Here is a 21,889-nt window from a genome sequence, read left to right on the forward strand (position 1 = left end):
GGAGGATAATCATCATCAAGACCAATGAGATATCTCACGACTATCGCTTTGCAGACCATGGCCCTAAATACCTGATCCGTGGCCCGCAGTGCGATATGGGCGTCGTGGTGTTGCAGCCATTCTTGAAGTTAGGTGATTTTAGGTTGTCGCGATCTGTTTGGCATGATAAATAAAACCTAATACTAAAACAGGTACTTAAAAACCCAATCCTCTCAAGGGCAAGCGAGTAACAATGCAGATAATGAATGTCAAACAGGCCAGGATAATCAGTTTCATCTTTGTGATGGGGGGGATCCTGCTGCTGTTACCGTTGCATCTTCTTACCTGCTTTATGGCGGGTTTTCTGGTTTACGAGATCGTGAATATCCTTACGCCACATTTTCAGAAGGTGATTGGCGGACATCGGGCCAGATGGCTGGTTGTGGCGGTGATCAGTACTTTGGTGGTCGGCCTGTTGATCACCATTGTGGGGAGTATCGTTGGCTATCTGATGCAGGATATGAAGAATATCTCTGGCATCAACACCCGTATTGCTTTCATCCTGCAGGATGTCCAGCAAGAGGTGGCAAAATATATGCCGGGCTATCTGCCGTTGAGTGTGGAAGAGCTGAAGAACGAGATCCTGAGCCGACTGCAACAGCACATAGCTCTGTTACAGACGATGGGCAAGAGCGTACTGCATGGCCTGGTGACCATGCTGATCGGGATGGTGCTCGGTGCCATAGTCTCACTGTATAACATTGATAGCAGCGAAGATCGGCCATTACTGAAAAGTGAGCTGATGAAAAGGATTTCGCTGCTGTCTCAGGCGTTCCGCAATATTGTGTTTGCTCAGGTTAAAATATCGGCAATCAATACCTTCTTCTCGGCTATCTTTATCCTTGGTGTGCTACCGCTGTGTGGGATCCATATCCCGTTGGCGAAAACGCTGGTGGTGTTTACCTTTATCTTTGGCCTGCTGCCGGTGATCGGTAATCTGATCTCCAATACCATTGTTTTCATCTCTGGCCTGTCGGTTTCACTCGGAGTGGCACTGATTGCGCTGCTCTACCTGATCGTAATCCACAAGTTTGAGTATTTCCTCAACGCCCGTATTGTCGGCACTAAAATCAGGGCTAACTCTTGGGAGATCTTGCTGGCGATGTTGGTCTTTGAGGCAGCATTCGGTCTGGCTGGTGTGGTTGCCGCTCCTATCTATTACGCCTATCTGAAAAGTGAACTCAGGGAAGCTAAGCTGATTTGAGGGCGAGTCTTTTTTTCGAACCCTGTCGAGGATTCTCACCCTTCCCTGTGCGGGGAATATGCAAAAAAAAAAGTCTGAACGTGAGTTCAGACTTTTTCTTCGAATATGGCGGTGAGGGAGGGGTTCGAACCCTCGATACACTTACGCGTATACACACTTTCCAGGCGTGCTCCTTCAGCCACTCAGACACCTCACCGTTTTGTCATCGGCAACGGTTTACGCTGTCGACGGGCGCTAATGTAGGAGAATCTGATCCCAGCGTCAATAGCCTTGTGCCATAACCGCGTGCGTTTAGCCAAACTTCCAGCAATTTGCTGATTTGTCGCGCGATAATTCCGCCTTCTCCCTGCCAGTTTATTCTTGCATCGTGCGGCAAAGCGCGAAAGGATAGCTAAAAATCCACCCAAGAAGGGAACCGGCAGTGAATATTATTTTCTATCACCCGTTTTTTGATGCGCAAGATTGGCTTGCAGGAATGGCGAAGCGCTTACCACAGGCGAATATCCGGGCATGGCAGTTGGGGGACGATCGCCCGGCGGACTACGCGCTAGTATGGCGGCCACCTTATGAAATGCTGGCCAACCGCCGAGATCTGAAAGGGATCTTTGCTCTGGGGGCTGGCGTAGACGCCATCCTTGAACAGGAGCGCCAGCATCCCGGCAGCCTACCGGCGGGAGTGCCGGTAATCCGGCTTGAGGATACCGGCATGGCGCAGCAGATGGATGAATACGCGCTGGCTGGCGTGTTGCGCTATTTTCGTCGTTTTGATGAGTATCAGTTGCAGCAACAACAGCAGAACTGGTTGCCGCTTGAGCCTCATCAGCAGAGTGATTTTACCATCGGCATTCTGGGCGCAGGGGTGTTGGGGAAAAGCGTAGCGCAAAAGCTGGTGGCGTTCGGATTTAACGTCCGTTGCTGGAGCCGCAGCCCCAAGCAGATTGAGCACGTACAGAGTTTTGCCGGGCAACCTCAGCTAGCGGCGTTTCTTGATGGCACGCGCTTGCTGATCAACCTGCTGCCCAATACGCCTGAAACGGCGGGTATCCTTAACCGCCAGCTGTTCAGCCGTTTGGTGCCAGGCGCCTACTTGATCAACATTGCTCGCGGTGCCCATCTGGTGGAGGACGATTTGCTGGCGATGTTGGCACAAGGGCAACTGACGGCCGCCATGCTTGACGTCTTCGTCAACGAACCTTTGCCGTCCGCTCATGCCTTCTGGCGTCATCCTCGTGTCACTTTTACCCCGCATATTGCTGCTGTGACCCTGCCGGAACAGGCGATGGATCAGGTTAGCGCCAATCTCCTGCGGCTTGAAGCGGGTGAACAGCCTTCAGGCCTGGTTGATATTCAGCGTGGCTATTGATGCTTTCACAACCCGCTAACATGTCGATAGCCGCGTTAACTGCTATCATGAACAAGGATTGGCCGCCATCCGCTGACTCTGGCGAGCGCCTAAGAAGGAGAAAGAATGTACCCCGTTGATTTACATATGCATACCGTAGCCAGTACCCATGCCTATAGCACCCTGCACGACTATATCGCCGAAGCGAAACACAAAGGTATCAAACTGTTCGCCATCACCGACCACGGGCCGGATATGGCCGATGCGCCACACTATTGGCACTTTATGAACATGCGTGTGTGGCCACGCTTGGTGGATGGCATTGGCATTCTGCGTGGCATTGAAGCCAATATCAAAAACTTGGCCGGTGATATCGACTGCACCGGACCCATGCTTAACGAAATCGATCTGATTATTGCCGGGTTCCATGAGCCGGTATTTGCACCTCAGGATCGGGCTGCCAACACCGAGGCGATGATTGCCGCCATGGCGCAGGGGGATGTCCATATCATCAGCCATCCGGGCAATCCCAAATATCCGGTCGATATCCCGGCGATAGCGGCAGCGGCAGCCAAATATCAGGTAGCGCTGGAGCTGAATAACTCTTCGTTTATTCATTCCCGTAAGGGCAGTGAATCAAATTGCCGTGCGATAGCTGCCGCAGTGCGTGACGCTGGCGGCTGGCTGGCATTAGGCTCTGACTCGCACGTGGCTTTTGCTCTCGGTGGTTTTGAACACTGCGAGCGTATCCTTGAAGAGGTGAGTTTCCCGCAGGAGCGCATTTTAAATGTGTCACCGCGCCGGATCCTGAACTTTCTTGAGCAGCGTGGCAGACCGGCAATTGCGGAATTAGCCGATCTGTGACATCGTCACGGCAAATTTTAGTTTTATAGGGTGTTATCATGAATGAGTTTTCCGTTGTCTGCCGGGTGTTAGGCACGCTGTTTTACCGCCAGCCGCAGGATCCGTTGTTGGAGCCGCTGTTTACCTTGATCAAGGAGGGCAAACTGCAACAGCACTGGCCGCTCGAGCAGGACGAACTGCTGACTCGTTTGCAACAGCATTGTACCGATCCGCAGCTAGCCGCCGATTTTAACGCTCTGTTTGTCGGCAGCGAGTGCAGCGTCTCACCACTGCGTTCGTCCTACGTTGAAGGTGCCAGCGAAGCGGACGTGCGGGTATTTCTCCAGCAGCGTGGGATGCCATTAGGCGAGGCGCCAGCCGATCATTTCGGTTCGCTGCTGCTGGCCGCCTCCTGGCTGGAAGATCAGTCGCAGGAAGATGAAGTCCAGGCGCAAATCACGCTGTTTAACGAGTTCTTGCTGCCTTGGTGTGGCCGCTTCCTGGGTAAGGTTGAAGCACACGCCACCAGCGGTTTTTACCGTACTTTGGCAGAGATCGCTCGCCATGCCATCGCAGCTATGTGTGATGAGCTAGCAGAGTATGAGCAAGGTGAAGAAGCGCAGGACGAAGAAGAGTAAATGTGAGAGGGCGCAGCCTAGACTGCGCCCAAAAGAATTAATCGGTGAACGGGATCACCAACTGACCGGGCTTCACTTCCAACCCTTTAGCCAGCTTGAGTGCCATGGCTTCCGTTTTGCTCTTATCCGCGTCGAGAACATACACTGGCTTCTGATCGAAATACGATTTCAACGACTGATTCAGGTAAGGCGATAGAGCCTTCATCACCGTATCCATCTTCTCCGGCTGCACCTGGTAATCGACCAACTCCATGTCTTTGAGGAAGATCGCTCCTTTCTCGCGGTCGTAGACCGGTTGCGCCTTCAACGTTAGCTGCAAATCGGCGGCCTGTGGGCCGAGGATCGAAGTGATATTGACCTTGGCATTGCCGGAAAGCGTTACCTTATTAGGTTCTGTACGACCAATCTGGCTCTGCAACTGGGTTAACACGATATTGGCATCAACCAACCCTGGAACGCCGATCTGCTTTTGGTAGTCGTTATGTTTTTGCAGGTAATTATTCACTTCCTGCTCGCTGACGCTGTATTGGGTAAGCTGGTTACAACCGATAAGCGTACCGGCAACGACCAGGGCGGCCACGCCCATCAGGATCTTCTTCATTCAAACCTCGTAAAACGAAAATGCGGTAGACTTTGATTGTTGCAAACCAAAGGTGACCGCCAGCAAAGAAAAATTTCAGCTCGCAGGATAACAGATGACGCGGCGCAAAGGGTTTTTTACCTAGTCGGATAAGGCTGAAATTACCTATCGCCGCAGCCGCCATACCAACAGCACCACGCCTCCCAGACAGGTTAGCCCACCGAGCGCGGGGAATAGAGGAATGCCCCAAAGCTGGCTGGTGGAGCGCATCAGATAAGGAGCCAGGCCCAGTGCGAATGCCGCCGTGACGATCGCAATGGCCAGCGTGACCGCTGCGCGTTCCAGAGCCTTGCTCAGTTGGTTGAGGTTCTTGACGTTGATTTCGGCATCGATCTTGCCTTGCTTTAACCGGCGCATCAGCAAGCGAATGGCCTGCGGCAGTTCCTCTCCGGCATCCAGCGCCTCACCACCCAGCAATATAGCACGACGGCGCAGCGCTTCGGGTGTATAGCGCTGGAGCATCACCTGGCGCAGCATCGGTTTCAGGGTGGCAACGATATCAAAGGCGGGGTCCAGGCGGTGTAAAACGCCATCTGCGGTGATCAGCGCCTTGAACAGCAGCACCAGATCGGGTGGTAATGGCAGTTGATGCTCACGGGCCATCACTAACAGGTCGGTGAGTGCCTTGCCTAACGTCAGAGTACTCGAGGCCTGCTTATCGAGAAAGTTTTGCGCCGCCTGTTCCAGATCGATCAGATCCAGCTCCTGGCTGTCAGACCAGGCGATCAGCGTATTGACGATGCCGTCGCTCTGGCGCTCCGCGATGGCCTGCAGCAACAGCAGAAGCTGGTTACGTCGCCGTTCCGACAGTTGGCCAACCATGCCAAAATCGATAAACCCTACGTGGTTGTCGCCCAAGGCCATCACGTTACCGGGATGAGGATCGGCGTGATAAAGCCGATGTTCCAGCACCATGGTCATAAAGGCCTGCGCGCCACGCTGTGCCAGCAACGGGCCGTCGAATCCGGCAGCGGCTAATTGCTGCGGATTTTCTGGTGCGATGCCGGGCAGATATTGTTGTACCAGCAGGCGTTTTGACGAGTGCTGCCAATAAATTTTCGGGATCACCACTTCGGGCTGTTTGGCAAAGTGTTCCGCAACCCGATCGCAATTATTACCTTCATGCGTCAGATCCAGCTCGTGATTGAGCGCGGTGGCTAGCGTTTGTACCATCTGGTGCGGGCGATAACGCGCCAGCGCCGGGCTTTGTTGCTCCACGGTTTCGGCCAGATAGGCCAACAGGCGTAGATCGGCATGAATGGTTTTGGCTAATCCAGGGCGCAACACTTTTACTACCACCTGCTCGCCACTGTGTAGGCGGGCGCGGTAGATTTGCGCCATGGAGGCGGCGGCTAGCGGGATCGGATCGAATTGGGCAAATACCTGCTGAGGGTCACCGCCCAGATCGGCGGTGATCTGCGCGGCCAGCTTTTCCCAGGGTAGGGTTGTCGCCTGGCTATGCAGGCGCTCCAACTCGTCGGTCCAGCGCTGCTCCAGCAGGTCGGTGCGGGTGGCCAGGATCTGGCCGAATTTAACGAAGGTTGGCCCCAGGGCTTCCAGGGCCGCGCGCAGGCGTTCTGGCAATGTCTGATTATCGACCTCCACGCCGCCGCTGCTCAGGCCGCCCAGCATCTTGCCTAACCCTAGCAGCCTGATGACATCCTGCAAACCGTAGCGGATCAGTACGGATGAGATTTCTTGCAGCCTGACGCGGTCACGAGCGGTGACAAAAAACATTTTTAGCATCTGCGCGTGACTCCTTTATCGCCGGTGTGGATCATTGCTCCATATCGAACAGCAACGGAATATCAACGCGCTGCGCCATGCGGTTGCGGTAAGCCTCCACGTTATCCGGCAGGGCGACACCGGCCACGATCGATAGCGAGCGCAACAGCGGGAACAGATGGATATCATCTTCACTGAGAGTGCCGTTGACCGCTTCCGATGACTGGATCAGCGGGGAAAGCGTGGCCAGATCTTCTTCCAACTGGGCGATCAGATCAGCGCTGTCGGCCAGTAACACGGCAAAATCACCGCTGGCCGCCTGTTTTTTGTCGCTGAAATAGCGGCGTGCGTTGTCAGTGGCGAACTCTTCGAAATCGGCATTGGCAAAGCGCGGTAACAGCAGTTTGTTGACGTAGGTGGCAGTGTGTTGCAACCACGTGGCGATGGCCGGATTGGTTTTCCCCGTCAGTAGCGGTTTTCCGTCCAGGTTATCGACGTAATGCACGATATCCATGCTTTCGGGCAGATAGCTACCGTCGTCTTTTTGCAGGATTGGCGCCATTTTCTTGCCGATCATGCTGATGGGGGTGATTTCGTCATCGCTTAGCAGGGTCACCAAACGCACCGGTAAATCCTTGAGGCCGAATATCATGCGGGCCTTTACGCAGAATGGGCAATGATCGTAAATAAACAGTTTCATGCATGCTCCTGTTGTCGGGTGTAGCAGCCAGTTTTAGTGGGATGATGCGCCATCATAAGCCTTTCTGCGCCAATTTTTGTACTATCAGGATAGCAACTTTGGCAGATTAGGTCGCCAGAGACTGGGCGCAAGGGATGCGCCCGGGCAAAAATCAGCCACCACGGAGGATCGCGGGGGCTGCGGTACGCGGATTAAATTGCCAGTACAAGGCCAACAGCGTGATAAAGCCTACCAGCCCCAGCAGGAACCAGGGCAACTCTGGCATGCCCATCGCATTGCCGGTGTCATACATCCAGCCACCGCCGGTATAACCCAATGCGCCACCGAGTGCCAACCCCAGGCGGCTAAAGCCCATATAGCTGCCGCGTGCTCGAGAGTCGGCCAGCGAGGCACTCAGGGTTTCTCGCGCTGGTTCTGCGATGATCGATCCCAGGTAGAAGCAGCAGATCAGAGTAAACACCGCTTGCAGGCTGGTGGCAAAGCCTACGGGCAGCAGGCTGAGGGTCATTAGCAACAAGCCGGCCATCAGGCGTTGTTCCAACCGGAAGTGTTTTTCGCTCCAGCGTGCCAGCGGGTATAGCAATGAAAGCGATAGCGCAGCTTCTATGGCGTACATCCATTTGACCGCCGACGGCGAACCAGCGATCTCGTTGACCATGATTGGCAGCATCAACATCACCTGTACCGATAACATGTAATAGCCGGTCAACGTCAACACATAGGTCAGGAAGCGGCGATCGCGCAGCACGCGCATCATGCCTTCTTTCATCGGTGCCCGTATGGTAGAGATCCGGTAATTAGGTAACAGCCAGGCATTCCAACCGGCGGCCAACACGAAAATACCCGAGCCCACCCAACAGACGAAATGGAAGTCGTACTGCAGCAGCCAACTGCCGATTAACGCACCGATCACGGCACCGGCGCTGTCTTGCATCATCAGCAGCGAATAAAAACGGCTGCGTTCATGTGGACGGGTCAGTTTGATCACCAGCGCGGTACGGGGCGGATCGAACAGGGTGCCGCCAAGGGCGGACAGCGCGCAGGAAAACCACAGTATCCAGGGTTGATCGGCCATCGCCATGGTGGCAAAGCCCGCCGCACGCAGCAGCATGCCGGTGACGATCATCGGTTTGGCGCCAAAACGGTCGGCAATCGCTCCACCAAAAATCCCCAATCCCTGTTGAATGAGCTGGCGTAATCCCAGTGCCAGGCCCACGACCACGGCCGCCCAGCCAAGTTGATCGACAAAGCGAATAGAAATAAGTGGGAAGACGACGAAAAAGCCTAAAACCACCAACAGGTTATCGAACAATAAAAAATACTTACCCAAGCTCCGAGCTTGCGATACCAGAGACATGCTTCACCACGAGCAGTTAAAAGGAGAGAAAGACTACCCGGTTATTCTCTACCCAATACGTGATGTCTGATAGGGGGGTGATAGATAATATTTTTTAATCGTCAATACGTTACCTGAGTGGCAAAACTACACTTAAAAATGGGCAAAACAGCTAACTGGCTATTTACTGAGCGCTCAGGGGCTTACCCGCCGGGCTGGCTACGGTTATATTACCGGGGGAATACGCGGTTTTACGCCGACAGTCTGCCATGAGTCATGTGAGATAATGCCTGACCCTGTAGATGTTGACCCAATCAATACTTCTTATCGAACCGTTCTGACCGCGGGGGAAATGATGTTTGGCTATCGCTCTGCATCACCGAAAATACGTCTTACCACCGATCGGCTGGTTGTCCGTTTAGTTCACGAACGCGATGCCTACCGCCTGGCCGAATACTATGCCGAAAACAGGGCGTTCCTGAAGCCCTGGGAACCGGTGCGCGATGATAGCCACTGTTACCCCTCTGGCTGGCAAGCCCGCCTGGGTATGATCACGGAAATGCAAAAGCAGGGCAGTGCCTACTATTTTATCCTGCTCGATCCGGAAGAACTCCATGTGTGCGGCGTCGCCAACTTCAGCAATGTGCTGCGCGGCTCGTTCCATGCCTGCTTCCTGGGATATTCCCTGGGTGAAAAGTGGCAAGGGCAGGGGCTGATGTACGAAGCGTTGCAAACGGCCATCCGCTATATGCAGCGTCAACAGCGGATGCATCGCATTATGGCCAACTATATGCCGCATAACCAGCGCAGCGGTGCGTTGCTGACCCGGCTCGGCTTTGAACGCGAAGGCTATGCCAAGGATTACCTGCTGATCGACGGACAGTGGCAGGATCATGTGCTGACCGCATTGACCAATAAAGAGTGGCAACCGCCACGCTGAGGCCGTAACAATGAAATATGAATTAAATGCCAAAGAAGCCCGAGTGATCGGTTGCATGATGGAAAAGCAGGTGACCACGCCTGACCAATATCCCCTTTCCCTCAATGCCATTACGCTGGCCTGTAATCAAAAAACCAACCGTGAGCCGGTGATGGACCTGTCGGAAAGCGAAGTCCAGCAGCAGCTTGATTTGCTGCTGAGAAGGCACTTCCTGCGTACCTTAAGTGGTTTTGGTAATCGGGTCGTGAAGTATGAGCAGCGTTTTTGCAACTCCGAGTTCGGCCAACTGAAACTGTCACCGGCCGAAGTGGCGGTGATTGCGACCCTGCTATTACGTGGCGCACAGACGCCGGGTGAACTGCGTACTCGCACCAACCGGATGCATGAATTCAACGACGTCAGCGAAGTGGAAGAGGTGTTGCAACAGTTGTCGACCCGTGAGGATGGGCCGTTCGTGGTACGTTTGCCGCGTGAGCCAGGCAAGCGTGAGAGCCGCTTTATGCACCTGTTCAGCGGCCAGATTGATGCGGTTCCGGTTGAAGCTGAGGAGGCCAATGCGGGTGAATTGACTGAACGCGTAGTGCGTCTGGAGGCCGAAGTCGCTGAATTGAAACAACAGGTGCAGCAGCTGCTGGCGCGGGGTTCACATGAGTAAACTTCGTATCGGGGTCGTGGGTTTAGGTGGCATCGCGCAAAAGGCTTACCTGCCAATTCTTTCTCAAGCGGTGGACTGGCAGCTTATAGGCGGCTTTTCACCTAATCAGCAAAAAGCCCAGCCGGTATGCGATAGCTATCGTATGCCTTATTTCTCTCGTCTTGATAGCCTGGCACAACAGTGTGATGCAGTGTTCGTGCACAGCAGCACGGCTAGCCATTTTCAGGTAGTGGGTGAGCTGTTGGCGCAGGGCGTTCACGTCTACGTGGATAAACCGCTGGCGGAAACGTTGGAACAGGGCGAGCAACTGATCGAACTGGCCGCAAAGCAGGGTGTGGCACTGATGGTGGGCTTCAATCGCCGTTTTGCGCCGCTGTATCGCCAGTTGAAACAGCAAATGCAGCTACCGGCCTCGATCCGTATGGATAAACACCGCGCCGATAGCGTAGGGCCAAAGGATCTGCGTTTTACCCTGCTGGATGACTATCTGCACGTGGTGGATACCGCGCTGTGGTTGGGAGGCGGGAACGCCAGCTTGCAGAGTGGCCAGTTGCGAGCAAACGAAGCGGGCGAGATGCTTTACGCGGAACACCACTTTGCCTGCGGTGACACCATCGTTACGACCAGCATGCACCGGCGTGCTGGCAGCCAACGGGAGAGCGTGCAGGCAGTTACCAACGGTGCGGTCTATCAGCTGAACGATATGCGCCAATGGCTGCGGGAAGACCCGCAAGGCGTGCTCGAGAAACCCGCCCCAGGCTGGCAAACCACGCTGGAACAACGCGGTTTTGCCGGTGCGGTGCACCATTTTATTCAGTCCATCAGCAACCAGACCGCGCCGGAAACTGCCGGAGAACAGGCCATTTACGCCCAGCGATTGATCGAGAAAATGCTGCGCGATGCCAGTTAACCCCATGTAACATATGGCGGTAGCTATTAGCGGCGTGGAGCCGTAGACTAACGCCACTCAACTGACGCCTGCCGATGCAGGCGTTGATATTTACCCGTCGTACTCATCAGAATAACCACATGAATCTACTTAAATCACTGGCAGCCGTTAGCTCGATGACCATGTTTTCACGGGTGCTGGGCTTTGCGCGTGATGCCATTGTGGCACGCGTTTTTGGGGCAGGGATGGCTACGGATGCTTTCTTTGTGGCGTTCAAACTGCCAAACCTTTTACGGCGCATCTTTGCTGAGGGGGCTTTCTCCCAGGCGTTTGTGCCGATCCTGGCGGAATACAAAAGCCAGCAGGGGGAAGAGGCGACGCGCACCTTTGTCGCCTACGTTTCCGGCCTGTTGACGCTGGTACTGGCGGTAGTGACCGTACTTGGCATGCTGGCCGCGCCCTGGGTGATTTTTATTACGGCGCCGGGGTTTACTGATACGCCGGATAAGTTTGCCCTGACCTCGTCACTGTTACGTATCACCTTCCCTTATATCCTGTTGATTTCGCTGGCCTCGCTGGTAGGGGCGATCCTTAACACCTGGAACCGTTTCTCCATTCCGGCCTTTGCGCCAACGCTGTTGAACGTCAGCATGATCGGCTTTGCGCTGTTTGCCGCACCGTACTTCAATCCGCCGGTGCTGGCTTTGGCCTGGGCGGTGGTAGTTGGGGGCGTGCTGCAACTGGGTTATCAATTGCCACATCTCAAGAAAATTGGGATGCTGGTTTTGCCGCGCCTGAAGCTGAATGACGCAGGCGTATGGCGGGTCATGCGCCAGATGGGGCCAGCGATCCTGGGGGTTTCGGTCAGCCAGATCTCGCTGATCATCAACACCATCTTTGCTTCGTTCCTGGTCTCCGGCTCAGTTTCGTGGATGTATTATGCCGATCGCCTGATGGAGTTCCCGTCTGGGGTGTTGGGCGTGGCATTGGGAACCATCCTGCTACCGTCCTTGGCGAAGAGTTTCTCCAGCGGTAACCATGACCAATATAACCGCCTGATGGATTGGGGCCTGCGTCTGTGCTTTGTGCTGGCTTTGCCGAGTGCCATTGCGTTAGGCATCCTAGCCAAGCCGCTAACCGTCTCGCTGTTCCAGTACGGCAAGTTTTCCGCCTTTGATGCGGCGATGACCCAGCGTGCGCTGGTAGCCTATTCGGTTGGTTTGATGGGCCTGATCGTGGTGAAAGTGTTGGCACCGGGTTTCTACTCGCGCCAAGACATCAAAACGCCGGTTAAGATTGCCATCATTACGCTGATCCTGACTCAGGTGATGAACCTGATATTTATTGGCCCACTGAAGCATGCCGGGCTTTCGTTATCGATTGGTCTGGGAGCCTGCCTGAATGCTTCGCTGCTCTATTGGCAACTGCGCAAGCAGGATATTTTCCAACCGCAACCCGGCTGGGCGATGTTCCTGTTCAAGCTGGTAGTCGCCGTACTGGTGATGGCTGCGGTGTTGCTTGGCGTGATGTGGCTGATGCCGGAATGGGATCAGGGCAATATGCTGGCTCGCTTACTGCGTCTGTCGGTCGTGGTGGCTGCGGGGATTGTTGCCTACTTCGCGGTGTTGGGGATCCTTGGTTTCCGCCCTAGAGACTTCGCTCGTCGGGTAGATTGACTTCCAACTGCTACTCACCCGATAACAAAAAGGTCGCTAATGCGACCTCAGACTGCTGACTAATCCCACTTTTTCAGGTGGGGTTCTTCTTTTTTAGCGACCGCAGGTCGCGATCGCAATATTTTTCCATAATCACATCAGTTGATCTGACTTGCCGTCGATAGAAGCCTTCTGCTCCTCCTGAACCTCGTTAAGCCACATATAAAGACGATAAAGAAGCTCCAACAGCGCCATCTTCCGTCAGATGGCACACCGCCGAGGTAAAATAACCCGCATCCACACCCACGGTGACCGTATCACGACTGAACCGCTCCACCTGCCGCGCCAGCCTGCCGATGAACGGCTGGCTGCCATGCACGTTGTCCAAAGTGACATGGGTATCCAAGATGATGCCGTGCTTGTCGTCCACCGTGCGATGGTCCAGATTGAAGAAGCCCTTCGGCTTATTGTCCCGGTGCATAAAAGCTGCTTTTCGGGGCGGTGGTGCTGATTTTGGTGTTTTTAACCGTGTCATTTTTGGGGACTTTTCTTGCGGCGGGCAGCGATTTTTTTCGCGTTGCTTCCTGTCGGCCTCCACGGCATCATTCAGCTGTGTGAAGTATTCACTGACACCTTCAGGGCGCAGTTCATTCACGGCCTTGCGCGGGTTGGCATCGGCTTTCAGATGAGTACTGTCGGTGTAAAGCACACATCCGTTTGCCATGCTGCCATTGAGAGCCTGCCCTATGGTCTGGATGGTCTGGATTTCCTTGACCAAACGGCGTGCGGAAGGAACACCGAAGAGGTAGCCCAACAGCATCACTTTAATCAGACGAATGGGGTCGATAGCGGGTCTGCCATTATAGGGGCAATAGAGGTGAGCAACGGCATCGCGGATAAATTCAAAATCGATGGCGGCATCATTTTTGCACACCAGATGGTCTTCGGGAACCAGTTGATCAAGGGGGATGGTTTTAATCTGGTATTGCTGGGGAGAGGGTTCTTTAAGCATGGCAGTCAGTCCGTTTTTTCACTGACTTTGTCAGCAATCTGAGGTCGCTAACGCGACCTGAGGCTTATGTAAATTGTTACTAATGTCACTTGCCATTGCTGAAAAAATGTTGGCGGCAACCCTATTTATACCTAGTTAATACGCACGGATTATCCTTTCACATACACTATGTTGATCATGTAGAAACCAGACTTTTGAAGACCATTAAATTTTTAATGGAGAACAGGGGGTTAAATAAGCTAATAACTGCGAATATTACTCATGCCGGGATCTAAATCGCTTTGCTTAAAATAGCGTATTTTGACCAATATTCAATTGGGTATGTGTTTATGAAGGATGGCGCGCTCGACGTTAGGAGGATAGTAGTTTTATAAGTCAGAATAGCTGTTAATGATGTGTTCATTGTTAGAAAAAAACGTAATAACATGAATCGCATCACATTTTTGACCTTAAAACGCGCTTTTATGTGTATTTTACACGGCGTTATTGATAATGATAATAAATATCATCTACGGAAGGCGATAGGAATCAATAAAGGGAGGCTTGAATGAATGACTTTGAAAGCAACGTGACAGTAGCAGCGGCGATTATTGTCAAAAATGAAGAGCGCTGTATTGCTCGCTGCATCGACAGCTTACTTCCACTTTTTCAAGAAATAATCGTTGTTGATACAGGATCAACAGATAATACGCTTAAAATATTAAATAGCTATTTAGCTGATGGAGTTAAAATATTTCATACGGAATGGGAAGATAGCTTTTCAAAACCAAGAAATCTTGCCATAAGCAAGTCAATATCTAATTATATTTTTTTTGTTGATGCAGATGAATATGTTGTTTCTTCAAAGCATGAAGTTTCAAAGATATTTGTAAAAATAAATAGAAATAACAATAGAGACCTTGTTGCAATTTGTCCGAAAATTAAAAATCATGATGGTGATATATCAAAGAATATACGAAGAGGATTTGCTAATAATGGAGGTTTTTTCTATTTTGGATATGTCCATGAAGAGTTAAGGCGAAAAGACAAAAATAGGATAATTGACATCAGTGTTGATATTATTATCAATCACGATGGTTATACTCGTGATGTTTTAAAAGCCAAAGGAAAATATTATAGAAATAAACAGCTGAATTTAAAAAACTTATCTAAAGAGCCTTTGTATCTTCGCTGGAAATTCTTTTACTACAGAGATTGCTTCGAGGGGACTCCACCCGATGAAATTTATAAAGGCTTAGCGAAAGCAATAAAATGCGAAGAGTTAGAACCGTTAAGCAGGACAAATATAAAGATGGAAGCCTATACCTTTTCCATCCTTGATCTGATGGCGAAAGCAAAACTAAGTATGATGGATAATGATAACGAATTTTATGAGGTGATTGAGCTCATGGATGCTATCATTCCTTATAATAGCAATGGTTTTTACTATAAACTTATTTATGAATTATTCAAATGGAAATGCAAGTGTAGAGTATCAATCAAAGAAATTATAGAGTATAAAAGAAAAAATAAAAAAGTCCATGAGGGAATGGTTCATTCAGAGGGGTTACATATTGATGCTGCGCTTTCATTTTATCTTAATGAGATTGGTATGGTGAAACAGGCAAGAAAGCTATTGCTAAGTGTTAGGGATAATGGATTTTCCACGGGGATTGTTAATCAATACTTGAACAGTACAAACACACTAAATTATGAGGGTGATAATGGTAAGTAAAAGAATTTACTTTATTTACAGGCCCAGCCCGACATTTGGTCGGTCTCCTATCCAAGGTGCAGGTGGCGGTTTGTTCGGTTTTTACAAAGAAGATAAATACATTACAGCTTTGCAGGATTATCTAAATAAAAAAAATCTCAACTGGCTCGTTGAGCGGGATGATACTGAATCAGATATAGAGAAACTTATAGAGCAAAATGCTCAATTACTGGTTTGCGCACCCGGATTACGCTTCCAGTTCTATCGTAATGGTTTTGATAAAAAAAATATTATTTATCTTAGCACAATGGAATATGTGAGCAATAATATTAACCCTGTTGTTAAACGAATAAGGGAAATAAGTAATGAATAAATATCATGATTTAGTTTTAAGAGAAATAACAGATGAAATTGAATTGATGTCCGTTGGTGGCAGTGGTGGTGGCAGTGGGCAATGGGAAACTGGAGCGGCAGGGGTTTGGGCCGGAGTTATGGATGGGTTAGGCTATAGTTGTTCATTACCTGGTGGATTTTATGGCCCAGGTACTTCTGTAGCAACAGGTTCCGGAACTTGTGTAGGAGGTAACATGGGATCGTCTGATCCCATATGGGGAAATTGAGAAGAGCCTAATCAAACAAACGTAAACTGATAGGATTATATTAAATAATGGTTCGTGGACTAACAGAATGCCATTTTAAAAAAATACTAATTCTACTTTTTGCAATATTAGCCCGGCGTTTCGCCGGGCTAACCACCAAACTGACTATTGAGGAAGATAAACACACTAAGCTATCCTGCGAAATTGAGCAATTAGTCTAAAACCGACTGGGCTTATTGAAATACACGCCAACAGCGCGGAGGAGCAAGGCTGATGATAGTATCAATGGGACATATCAGAAGTCCTTGGGGATGTCATTAACATCAAGGATCATGAGTTCATATTGGTACTGATGAGTGAGAGTTTTTTATATGGAAGCCAGTCCGTTATTGGCACTGGCCTTAGTAGAGTCAAGCTTTGATCGTCAGACAAGAACCTTGTCAGCAACCTGAGAAGTCGGTAACGCGACCTTCTTCAGATTGATGACAAAGGCTAGATGGGAGCGCATGCAGCGTCCCTACATGTTACATGCGTTCGACGGTTTCGATCCCGAGCGTATCCAGACCGGTTTTCAACGTTTTGGCGGTCAGCAGAGCCAACTTCAGGCGGCTCTGACGGGCCTCTTCGCTTTCGGCGTTGAGGATCTGGCAATGCTCGTAGAAGCCAGAGAACAGCCCCGCCAGGTCATACAGATAGGTACACATCACGTGCGGCGTACCTTCACGGGCGACCACGGTGAGGGTTTCTTCGAACTGTAGCAGGCGAGTTGCCAGCGCGACTTCACGCTCTTCGGTCATCACCAAAGGCAGCGTCAGGTTGCTTTCGTCCACACCAGCACGCTTGAACACTGAGGCGACGCGAGTATAGGCATATTGCATGTACGGCGCTGTGTTGCCCTCGAAGGTCAGCATGTTATCCCAATCGAAGATGTAGTCCGTGGTACGGCTTTTCGACAGATCGGCATATTTCACTGCACCGATGCCGACCGCGTTAGCCACGTTCTGCATTTCGTCGGCAGGCATATCCGGGTTCTTCTCGGCAATCAGTTTGCTGGCGCGTTCAACGGCTTCATCCAGCAGATCGGAGAGTTTGATGGTGCCGCCTGAACGGGTCTTGAACGGCTTGCCGTCTTTCCCCAGCATCATGCCGAACATGTGGTGTTCCAGCGAGACGGAGTCTGGCACGTAACCTGCTTTGCGCACGATAGTCCAGGCTTGCATCAGATGCTGATGCTGGCGCGAGTCGATGTAATAGAGAACACGATCGGCACCCAGGGTCTCGAAACGGTATTTGGCGCAGGCGATATCGGTAGTGGTATACAGGTAACCGCCATCTTTCTTCTGGATGATGACACCCATCGGATCGCCGTCTTTATTCTTGTACTCGTCCAGAAACACCACGGTGGCGCCTTCGCTTTCTACCGCCAGGCCTTTCGCCTTGAGATCGGCAACGATGCCCGGCAGCATGGCGTTGTACAGGCTTTCGCCCATGACGTCATCTTCGGTCAGGGTGACATTCAGACGGTTATAGGTCAGTTGGTTCTGCGCCATGGTGATGTCCACCAGCTTGCGCCACATCTTCAGGCAGTATTCGTCGCCGCCTTGCAGTTTGACCACGTAACCACGGGCGCGCAGAGCGAAATCTTCGTCTTCGTCGTAGTTTTTCTTGGCTTCGCGGTAAAATTGCTCCAGATCCGACAGCCCCATATCGCTGGCGTGCTCGTTTTGCATCTTTTCCAGGTAGGCGATCAGCATGCCGAACTGGGTACCCCAGTCGCCCACATGGTTGGCGCGCACCACTTTATGGCCCAGGAATTCCTGAGTACGGGCAGCAGCATCGCCAATAATGGTGGAGCGCAGGTGGCCCACGTGCATTTCTTTCGCTACGTTGGGCGCAGAATAGTCGATCACGATGGTTTGCGGCTTAACGGGGGCAATGCCCAGCTTAGCTGCGGCCAGGGTGGCATCGGCCTGGCGGGCAACCCATTCGCTGTTCAGGAAGATATTGATAAAGCCCGGGCCGGCAATTTCCACTTTGCTGCTGATGTCACCCAGGTCAAGCAGTTGCACGACTTTCTCTGCCAGTTGTCGTGGCGGCATACCAAGATTTTTGGCAACGGACATCACGCCGTTGGCCTGATAGTCACCAAACTGTGCTTTCGCGGACTGACGAACCTGAGCTTCGCAATCGGCAGGTGCGCCTGCGGCAATCAGCGCCTGGCTGACCTTATCTGATAGAAGAGCCTGAATATTCACCGGGTTACCTTAAATGACAAACGAGGGCCGTGCAGTACGCCCTCCGGATCAAAAGGTGGTTTTACTCTGTTGGCCTGCAAAACGCCTTGGCGCACAACTTGCAGTCCAGCAGGGACGACGCCGCACATTGCAGGCGACGCTCAACCACAAAACAGCCTGCAATTGTAACCGATTGACGGCACCGCGTCAGTAGTTGACGCGGGCTGGCATGGTGAAAGATAGGGAAAAGTGAAGACCAAAAAGGTAAGTAGGTGAATCAAACCGTTCGCTGTCATGGGTTTGATGGGAACGGATTAATGGAGGCTTTAACGCTTTTTATTGCCTCGGCCAGAGCGTAACACACTATTCTGGCGAGTTTTGAAATGGCGATAAATCGCGTAGCCAGCAATGGCTATTAAAACAAGGGATATACCTAACAGGGTCATGTTTATTTATCCAAAATCAAATGCTCTCCTAACCTAACTTATTAACGTCACCTAATCAATTATAAGAATGCTGTTTAGGATTGTTCGCATGATTATCTTTTTTTGATAATAAAAACATTATGTTACATCGATGTTTGAGTGGGGTGTAAATTTAATTTCAAGCGATTTTTATACATTGGCCTTGAGAAAGAGTAAAACGACAAATCGTTAGGGAAACTTAAGGGTTTTAATGGTGGCTTAATTAAACATGATATAAGATGATTCTTGATTATTTCTTGCTCCATGAAGGATAGTTCGGTCTAAAATAGGCACCAGCGCAAAAGTGGCAACATTATGTTCATCCAATAGGTTTTTATTCTCTGAACCATAGCCTCCAGGCGATTCGACGTGTAGATTATTGGCCTGCCAAAGATCCTGGAGAGCCTGAGAAACTTATGACTAGCTTGTCATCGATCGCTGAACTTAACGACCTGACGCTGGATTTGCCTCGCTTTGAACTGGCGCTGGAACAATTTGCACAACGGCTCCATCTTGAGCTGGTAAAATTCAGCGCAGACCATATCTCGCTGCGTTGCCATCAGAACAGCACCGCCGATCGTTGGCGGCAGGGGTTGCTGCAATGCGGATCGCTGCTTTCGGAAACGATGATTAACGGCAGGCCGATTTGCCTGTTTGATCTCCATGAACCACTGAAGGTTGGCCCTTGGCAGATTGATTGTATCGAGCTGCCATACCCAGGTGAGAAGCGCTATCCGCATGAAGGATGGGAACATGTAGAGCTGGTGCTAAGCGGCGATCCCGCTACCCTGTATGCCCGCGCCCTGGAACATCTGGCGGACGAAGCCTTGCTGCTACCTGGCATCAAACTCAAGCAGAGCTCACCTAAAGGTGAGGGCGAGCGCCTGGCCAATCCGACCTTGGCGATCACCGATGGCAATGTCACCATCAAATTCCATCCGCATCATATTCGTGACATCGTGGCCAGTGAACGGGTGAAACAGTAGCCTGTCTTTCGTTGCCTGTTCCGAATGGAGGGTTAGGGGAAAAAATGATGCGTTCGCGTTATTTATCAGACTTAACGCCGCCACTGTGACTGCGATCGATCCATTCATCAAAATTGAGTGCCATAGTTAGCACCTTGTGCCGTTAAGACTTTTATCAGATTGTCATCCTATGGCCTATAGGGCGGCGGGTAAAACGTTTGCTGTAGCATTTTTGACCGTTATCTGGGGGTAACAATAATGAAGCTGGAAGTTTGTTGCTATAGCGTCGACTGTGCCATGACAGCAGAACATGCGGGCGCTGACCGCATAGAATTGTGTGCCAGCCAGAGTGAGGGCGGGTTGACGCCGAGCTTTGGATCGTTGCGACTGGCTCGGGAGCGGGTAACGATACCCGTTCATCCAATAGTGCGACCGCGCGGGGGCGATTTCTGTTACAGCTCCGTCGATTTCGAGATTATGAAGAACGACGTGGCGCAAATCCGCGAGATGGGTTTTGCCGGCGTGGTTATCGGCATGTTGGACGACGAAGGGCATATCGATCTTGCCCGGATGCGCGAGGTGATGAAATTAAGCGGTGATATGGCGGTGACCTTCCATCGCGCGTTCGATATGTGTCATAACCCGATGGTGGCGCTGGAACAACTGACGCAGCTCGGCGTGGCACGCATTCTGACCTCTGGGCAGCAGCAGAATGCCGAGTTGGGTTTGCCGCTCTTGCGCGACTTGGTGCATGCCAGCAAGGGGCCGGTGATCATGGCCGGTGCAGGTGTCCGTTTGAGCAATATGCACAAGTTTGTGGATATCGGTATTCAGGAATTGCACAGCTCGGCCGGGCATACTGTGCCTTCCACCATGCGTTACCGTAAGGCGGGTGTCACCATGTGTGCCGATAATGAGTTTGACGAATTCAGCCACTACTGCGTGGATGGTGAAACGGTCGAGGCGATGAAGAATGCGTTGGCCATGCTGACTCCTGCCTAGTGAGATCGTAGGGGCCGCATGCTGAGACCGTTTAGCACTGGCCCAACGTTGTGAGCCCTGTTTGAAGCCCCGAATATTCGGGGCTTTTTGCCTCTGTGCGCAAAAAAAGCCCTGAACAGGGTAGAGGTGCTCAGGGCAAACAGGTTCAATACTTCACTGGTGTTGGCGCGATACCAACACTTTAACTCTAGTTAACGATGAGCCACTGCCTTAAGTTTAAATATTGATAAAATGTAACTGGCAGCGGTGGCTTATCGCAGGCTCTCCACCCAGTGAAAAATGGCCGAGAGCATTTGCACGGTGCCGCCGATATTGAATATGACGGCTGTCCCTATGCCGGTCATGATGGTAAGCAATGCCATCAACAGTCTGTCAACGCCTCGCATTAACCATCCTTATGAATATATTGAATTTTGTCCAGTCTACCACACCAGAGAAGGCGTTCATCCCTGAACGCTGAGCCCCGATTGGTTTTCCCCGCGATTGTATTGCCAACGCTGACACACATGGCAGAAAGCGACACGTAGCCGTCGAGACGATACCGTTTGTTGGTGCTGGTGCTCAAGCCGCACGAAACAAGATCAACTGCTTTTGGTCAGGAGGATACATGAGAGTTTATGTTGTGTGGTTAATGTTGGTTTGTTGTTCATTATCGGGCTGTGTTGCGGCCTATTATCGTTAATGGAGGAGGGGAGATGCGTTATTTACTGATCGTTGGGCTTGTCATGTCGTTAACGGCTTGCGCCACGCTGTATTACAGGTGAACGATGAGATATTTTATTTTTTTGCTGGCGTTGGCATTGAGTGGCTGTGTTTCGGTGTATGGCCCAACTAAAACCGGTAACCAGCCCGGCAGTGCGGCTGAAACTGCCGCTGGCGAGCCGACTGCTGGTGCGAAGCCCACCTTGATAGGCAACCGTAAGCCGGATGAATTGTTAACCCGTACCGAGGCAATTTTTGCGCAGAAAGGGTTAAAGGCCACCGTTGTCGACCCGCATTTGGGGATCGTTGGCACGACGGGCAATGATGCCGAGCTGGCCAGCCTGTATCTGATTTGTTCAGACCAGCCGGGGCCGTCTAATCTGAATGTTACCTACCGGATCCTGGTGCAGATTTTTAGCGCTGGAGAAGGGACTAACGTGATGGTGCAAGTCAATGGCGTTGCGGGGCTAGTGGCGGGAGATGGCAACGACAAGGTCAAGCCTTTCGAGTGTTCATCCAGCGGAGTGTTTGAAAAGGATCTGCTACAGGCTTTGAGAAAATAGCTATGCAACTAAAAGGGCGTAGCATTGCTACGCCCCTACATAGTGAGTT

General features: G+C 51.5%; 19 protein-coding genes, 1 tRNA gene and 2 pseudogenes. 15 read left to right on the forward strand and 7 right to left on the reverse strand.

Annotated elements, in window-relative coordinates:
* Window positions 1–11 precede the first annotated feature (11 nt).
* Window positions 12–119 (forward strand): annotated as a pseudogene (locus IMQ33_RS26160) (cupin domain-containing protein); the annotation flags it as partial.
* A 113-nt stretch (window positions 120–232) separates the two neighbouring features.
* The gene (locus tag IMQ33_RS10570) at window positions 233–1,243 is read left to right on the forward strand and encodes an AI-2E family transporter (RefSeq protein ID WP_065685623.1); all 1,011 of its coding nucleotides are present in this window, start codon (window positions 233–235) and stop codon (window positions 1,241–1,243) included.
* Between the two features lie 106 nt (window positions 1,244–1,349).
* Here the strand turns inward: IMQ33_RS10570 and IMQ33_RS10575 are convergent.
* A tRNA-Ser gene (locus IMQ33_RS10575) sits at window positions 1,350–1,439 on the reverse strand.
* Between the two features lie 225 nt (window positions 1,440–1,664).
* Here IMQ33_RS10575 and ghrA point away from each other — a divergent pair.
* The 3 genes from ghrA (at window position 1,665) to IMQ33_RS10590 (ending at window position 4,066) form a co-directional block, all read left to right on the forward strand.
* A complete protein-coding gene (gene ghrA / locus IMQ33_RS10580) occupies window positions 1,665–2,606 on the forward strand; it encodes a glyoxylate/hydroxypyruvate reductase GhrA (protein WP_196062307.1) in 942 nt (313 codons plus the stop codon).
* A 105-nt stretch (window positions 2,607–2,711) separates the two neighbouring features.
* Complete coding sequence (locus tag IMQ33_RS10585) at window positions 2,712–3,449, forward strand: phosphatase (protein WP_065685625.1); 738 nt, start codon at window positions 2,712–2,714, stop codon at window positions 3,447–3,449.
* Window positions 3,450–3,487: 38 nt separating this feature from the next.
* Complete coding sequence (locus tag IMQ33_RS10590) at window positions 3,488–4,066, forward strand: molecular chaperone (protein WP_065685626.1); 579 nt, start codon at window positions 3,488–3,490, stop codon at window positions 4,064–4,066.
* Window positions 4,067–4,103: 37 nt separating this feature from the next.
* Here the strand turns inward: IMQ33_RS10590 and IMQ33_RS10595 are convergent, their stop codons facing one another.
* The 4 genes from IMQ33_RS10595 to mdtH all read right to left on the reverse strand — a co-directional run bounded on the left by IMQ33_RS10595 (window position 4,104) and on the right by mdtH (window position 8,488).
* Entirely contained in the window at window positions 4,104–4,667 is a 564-nt protein-coding gene (locus IMQ33_RS10595) for a lipoprotein (RefSeq protein WP_024530478.1), read from the reverse strand.
* A 144-nt stretch (window positions 4,668–4,811) separates the two neighbouring features.
* A complete protein-coding gene (locus tag IMQ33_RS10600; protein ID WP_196062308.1) occupies window positions 4,812–6,452 on the reverse strand; it encodes an AarF/ABC1/UbiB kinase family protein in 1,641 nt (546 codons plus the stop codon).
* Between the two features lie 31 nt (window positions 6,453–6,483).
* Window positions 6,484–7,131 (reverse strand): glutaredoxin 2, encoded by a 648-nt coding sequence (grxB, locus tag IMQ33_RS10605; protein WP_065685628.1) that lies wholly within the window; start codon window positions 7,129–7,131, stop codon window positions 6,484–6,486.
* A 151-nt stretch (window positions 7,132–7,282) separates the two neighbouring features.
* Entirely contained in the window at window positions 7,283–8,488 is a 1,206-nt protein-coding gene (mdtH, locus tag IMQ33_RS10610; protein ID WP_196062309.1) for a multidrug efflux MFS transporter MdtH, read from the reverse strand.
* A 334-nt stretch (window positions 8,489–8,822) separates the two neighbouring features.
* Between mdtH and rimJ the strand changes: the two genes are divergently transcribed.
* From rimJ to murJ, 4 genes are all read left to right on the forward strand, one after another.
* Window positions 8,823–9,407 (forward strand): ribosomal protein S5-alanine N-acetyltransferase, encoded by a 585-nt coding sequence (gene rimJ / locus IMQ33_RS10615; RefSeq protein ID WP_021181129.1) that lies wholly within the window; start codon window positions 8,823–8,825, stop codon window positions 9,405–9,407.
* Between the two features lie 10 nt (window positions 9,408–9,417).
* Window positions 9,418–10,062, forward strand: coding sequence for a YceH family protein (locus tag IMQ33_RS10620; RefSeq protein WP_196062310.1), 645 nt, complete (start codon window positions 9,418–9,420; stop codon window positions 10,060–10,062).
* A complete protein-coding gene (locus IMQ33_RS10625) occupies window positions 10,055–10,972 on the forward strand; it encodes a Gfo/Idh/MocA family protein (protein WP_098930865.1) in 918 nt (305 codons plus the stop codon). The genes IMQ33_RS10620 and IMQ33_RS10625 overlap by 8 nt, the downstream gene beginning before the upstream one ends.
* A gap of 119 nt (window positions 10,973–11,091) precedes the next feature.
* Window positions 11,092–12,627, forward strand: coding sequence for a murein biosynthesis integral membrane protein MurJ (gene murJ, locus IMQ33_RS10630; RefSeq protein WP_024530484.1), 1,536 nt, complete (start codon window positions 11,092–11,094; stop codon window positions 12,625–12,627).
* Window positions 12,628–12,862: 235 nt separating this feature from the next.
* On the opposite strand, the pseudogene IMQ33_RS10635 reads toward murJ, so the two are convergent.
* Window positions 12,863–13,618: pseudogene (locus tag IMQ33_RS10635) on the reverse strand (transposase); the annotation flags it as partial.
* Window positions 13,619–14,165: 547 nt separating this feature from the next.
* Between IMQ33_RS10635 and IMQ33_RS10640 the strand changes: the two are divergent.
* Genes IMQ33_RS10640 through IMQ33_RS10650 form a run of 3 tightly spaced genes read left to right on the forward strand, consistent with a single transcriptional unit; the run spans window position 14,166 to window position 15,931 of the window.
* On the forward strand, window positions 14,166–15,332 hold the full coding sequence (locus IMQ33_RS10640) for a glycosyltransferase (RefSeq protein ID WP_196062311.1): 1,167 nt from the start codon (window positions 14,166–14,168) through the stop codon (window positions 15,330–15,332).
* Window positions 15,322–15,684 carry a nitrogen fixation protein NifS gene (locus tag IMQ33_RS10645; protein WP_186579993.1) on the forward strand — a complete coding sequence of 121 codons (363 nt, stop codon included), beginning with the start codon at window positions 15,322–15,324 and terminating at the stop codon, window positions 15,682–15,684. The genes IMQ33_RS10640 and IMQ33_RS10645 overlap by 11 nt, the downstream gene beginning before the upstream one ends.
* Complete coding sequence (locus IMQ33_RS10650; RefSeq protein ID WP_139102415.1) at window positions 15,677–15,931, forward strand: hypothetical protein; 255 nt, start codon at window positions 15,677–15,679, stop codon at window positions 15,929–15,931. The genes IMQ33_RS10645 and IMQ33_RS10650 overlap by 8 nt, the downstream gene beginning before the upstream one ends.
* 503 nt (window positions 15,932–16,434) lie before the next feature.
* On the opposite strand, the gene argS is transcribed toward IMQ33_RS10650, so the two are convergent.
* On the reverse strand, window positions 16,435–18,165 hold the full coding sequence (argS, locus tag IMQ33_RS10655) for an arginine--tRNA ligase (RefSeq protein ID WP_196062312.1): 1,731 nt from the start codon (window positions 18,163–18,165) through the stop codon (window positions 16,435–16,437).
* An 859-nt stretch (window positions 18,166–19,024) separates the two neighbouring features.
* Between argS and IMQ33_RS10660 the strand changes: the two genes are divergently transcribed.
* The 3 genes from IMQ33_RS10660 to IMQ33_RS10670 all read left to right on the forward strand — a co-directional run bounded on the left by IMQ33_RS10660 (window position 19,025) and on the right by IMQ33_RS10670 (window position 21,840).
* Window positions 19,025–19,594, forward strand: a complete 570-nt coding sequence (locus IMQ33_RS10660) for a VOC family protein (protein ID WP_065685635.1) — start codon at window positions 19,025–19,027, stop codon at window positions 19,592–19,594.
* A gap of 234 nt (window positions 19,595–19,828) precedes the next feature.
* Window positions 19,829–20,575, forward strand: a complete 747-nt coding sequence (gene cutC, locus IMQ33_RS10665) for a copper homeostasis protein CutC (RefSeq protein ID WP_065685636.1) — start codon at window positions 19,829–19,831, stop codon at window positions 20,573–20,575.
* Window positions 20,576–21,342: 767 nt separating this feature from the next.
* Entirely contained in the window at window positions 21,343–21,840 is a 498-nt protein-coding gene (locus IMQ33_RS10670) for a hypothetical protein (RefSeq protein ID WP_196062313.1), read from the forward strand.
* The last annotated feature ends 49 nt before the right edge of the window (window positions 21,841–21,889 follow it).

The sequence above is a fragment of the Serratia sp. Res13-Sevr-LER1-36-b genome (assembly GCF_015673035.1).
GTDB classification, from domain to species: Bacteria; Pseudomonadota; Gammaproteobacteria; order Enterobacterales; family Enterobacteriaceae; genus Chania; species Chania fonticola_C.

Bases quoted from the DNA above. Each gene is read 5' to 3' on its own strand.
- IMQ33_RS10570 (WP_065685623.1), top strand. From the start codon at position 233: ATGCAGATAATGAATGTCAAACAGGCCAGGATAATCAGTTTCATCTTT.
- IMQ33_RS10585 (WP_065685625.1), top strand. From the start codon at position 2,712: ATGTACCCCGTTGATTTACATATGCATACCGTAGCCAGTACCCATGCC.
- IMQ33_RS10590 (WP_065685626.1), top strand. From the start codon at position 3,488: ATGAATGAGTTTTCCGTTGTCTGCCGGGTGTTAGGCACGCTGTTTTAC.
- IMQ33_RS10595 (WP_024530478.1), bottom strand. From the start codon at position 4,667: ATGAAGAAGATCCTGATGGGCGTGGCCGCCCTGGTCGTTGCCGGTACG.
- IMQ33_RS10600 (WP_196062308.1), bottom strand. From the start codon at position 6,452: ATGCTAAAAATGTTTTTTGTCACCGCTCGTGACCGCGTCAGGCTGCAA.
- grxB (WP_065685628.1), bottom strand. From the start codon at position 7,131: ATGAAACTGTTTATTTACGATCATTGCCCATTCTGCGTAAAGGCCCGC.
- mdtH (WP_196062309.1), bottom strand. From the start codon at position 8,488: ATGTCTCTGGTATCGCAAGCTCGGAGCTTGGGTAAGTATTTTTTATTG.
- rimJ (WP_021181129.1), top strand. From the start codon at position 8,823: ATGTTTGGCTATCGCTCTGCATCACCGAAAATACGTCTTACCACCGAT.
- IMQ33_RS10620 (WP_196062310.1), top strand. From the start codon at position 9,418: ATGAAATATGAATTAAATGCCAAAGAAGCCCGAGTGATCGGTTGCATG.
- IMQ33_RS10625 (WP_098930865.1), top strand. From the start codon at position 10,055: ATGAGTAAACTTCGTATCGGGGTCGTGGGTTTAGGTGGCATCGCGCAA.
- murJ (WP_024530484.1), top strand. From the start codon at position 11,092: ATGAATCTACTTAAATCACTGGCAGCCGTTAGCTCGATGACCATGTTT.
- IMQ33_RS10640 (WP_196062311.1), top strand. From the start codon at position 14,166: ATGAATGACTTTGAAAGCAACGTGACAGTAGCAGCGGCGATTATTGTC.
- IMQ33_RS10645 (WP_186579993.1), top strand. From the start codon at position 15,322: ATGGTAAGTAAAAGAATTTACTTTATTTACAGGCCCAGCCCGACATTT.
- IMQ33_RS10650 (WP_139102415.1), top strand. From the start codon at position 15,677: ATGAATAAATATCATGATTTAGTTTTAAGAGAAATAACAGATGAAATT.
- IMQ33_RS10660 (WP_065685635.1), top strand. From the start codon at position 19,025: ATGACTAGCTTGTCATCGATCGCTGAACTTAACGACCTGACGCTGGAT.
- IMQ33_RS10670 (WP_196062313.1), top strand. From the start codon at position 21,343: ATGAGATATTTTATTTTTTTGCTGGCGTTGGCATTGAGTGGCTGTGTT.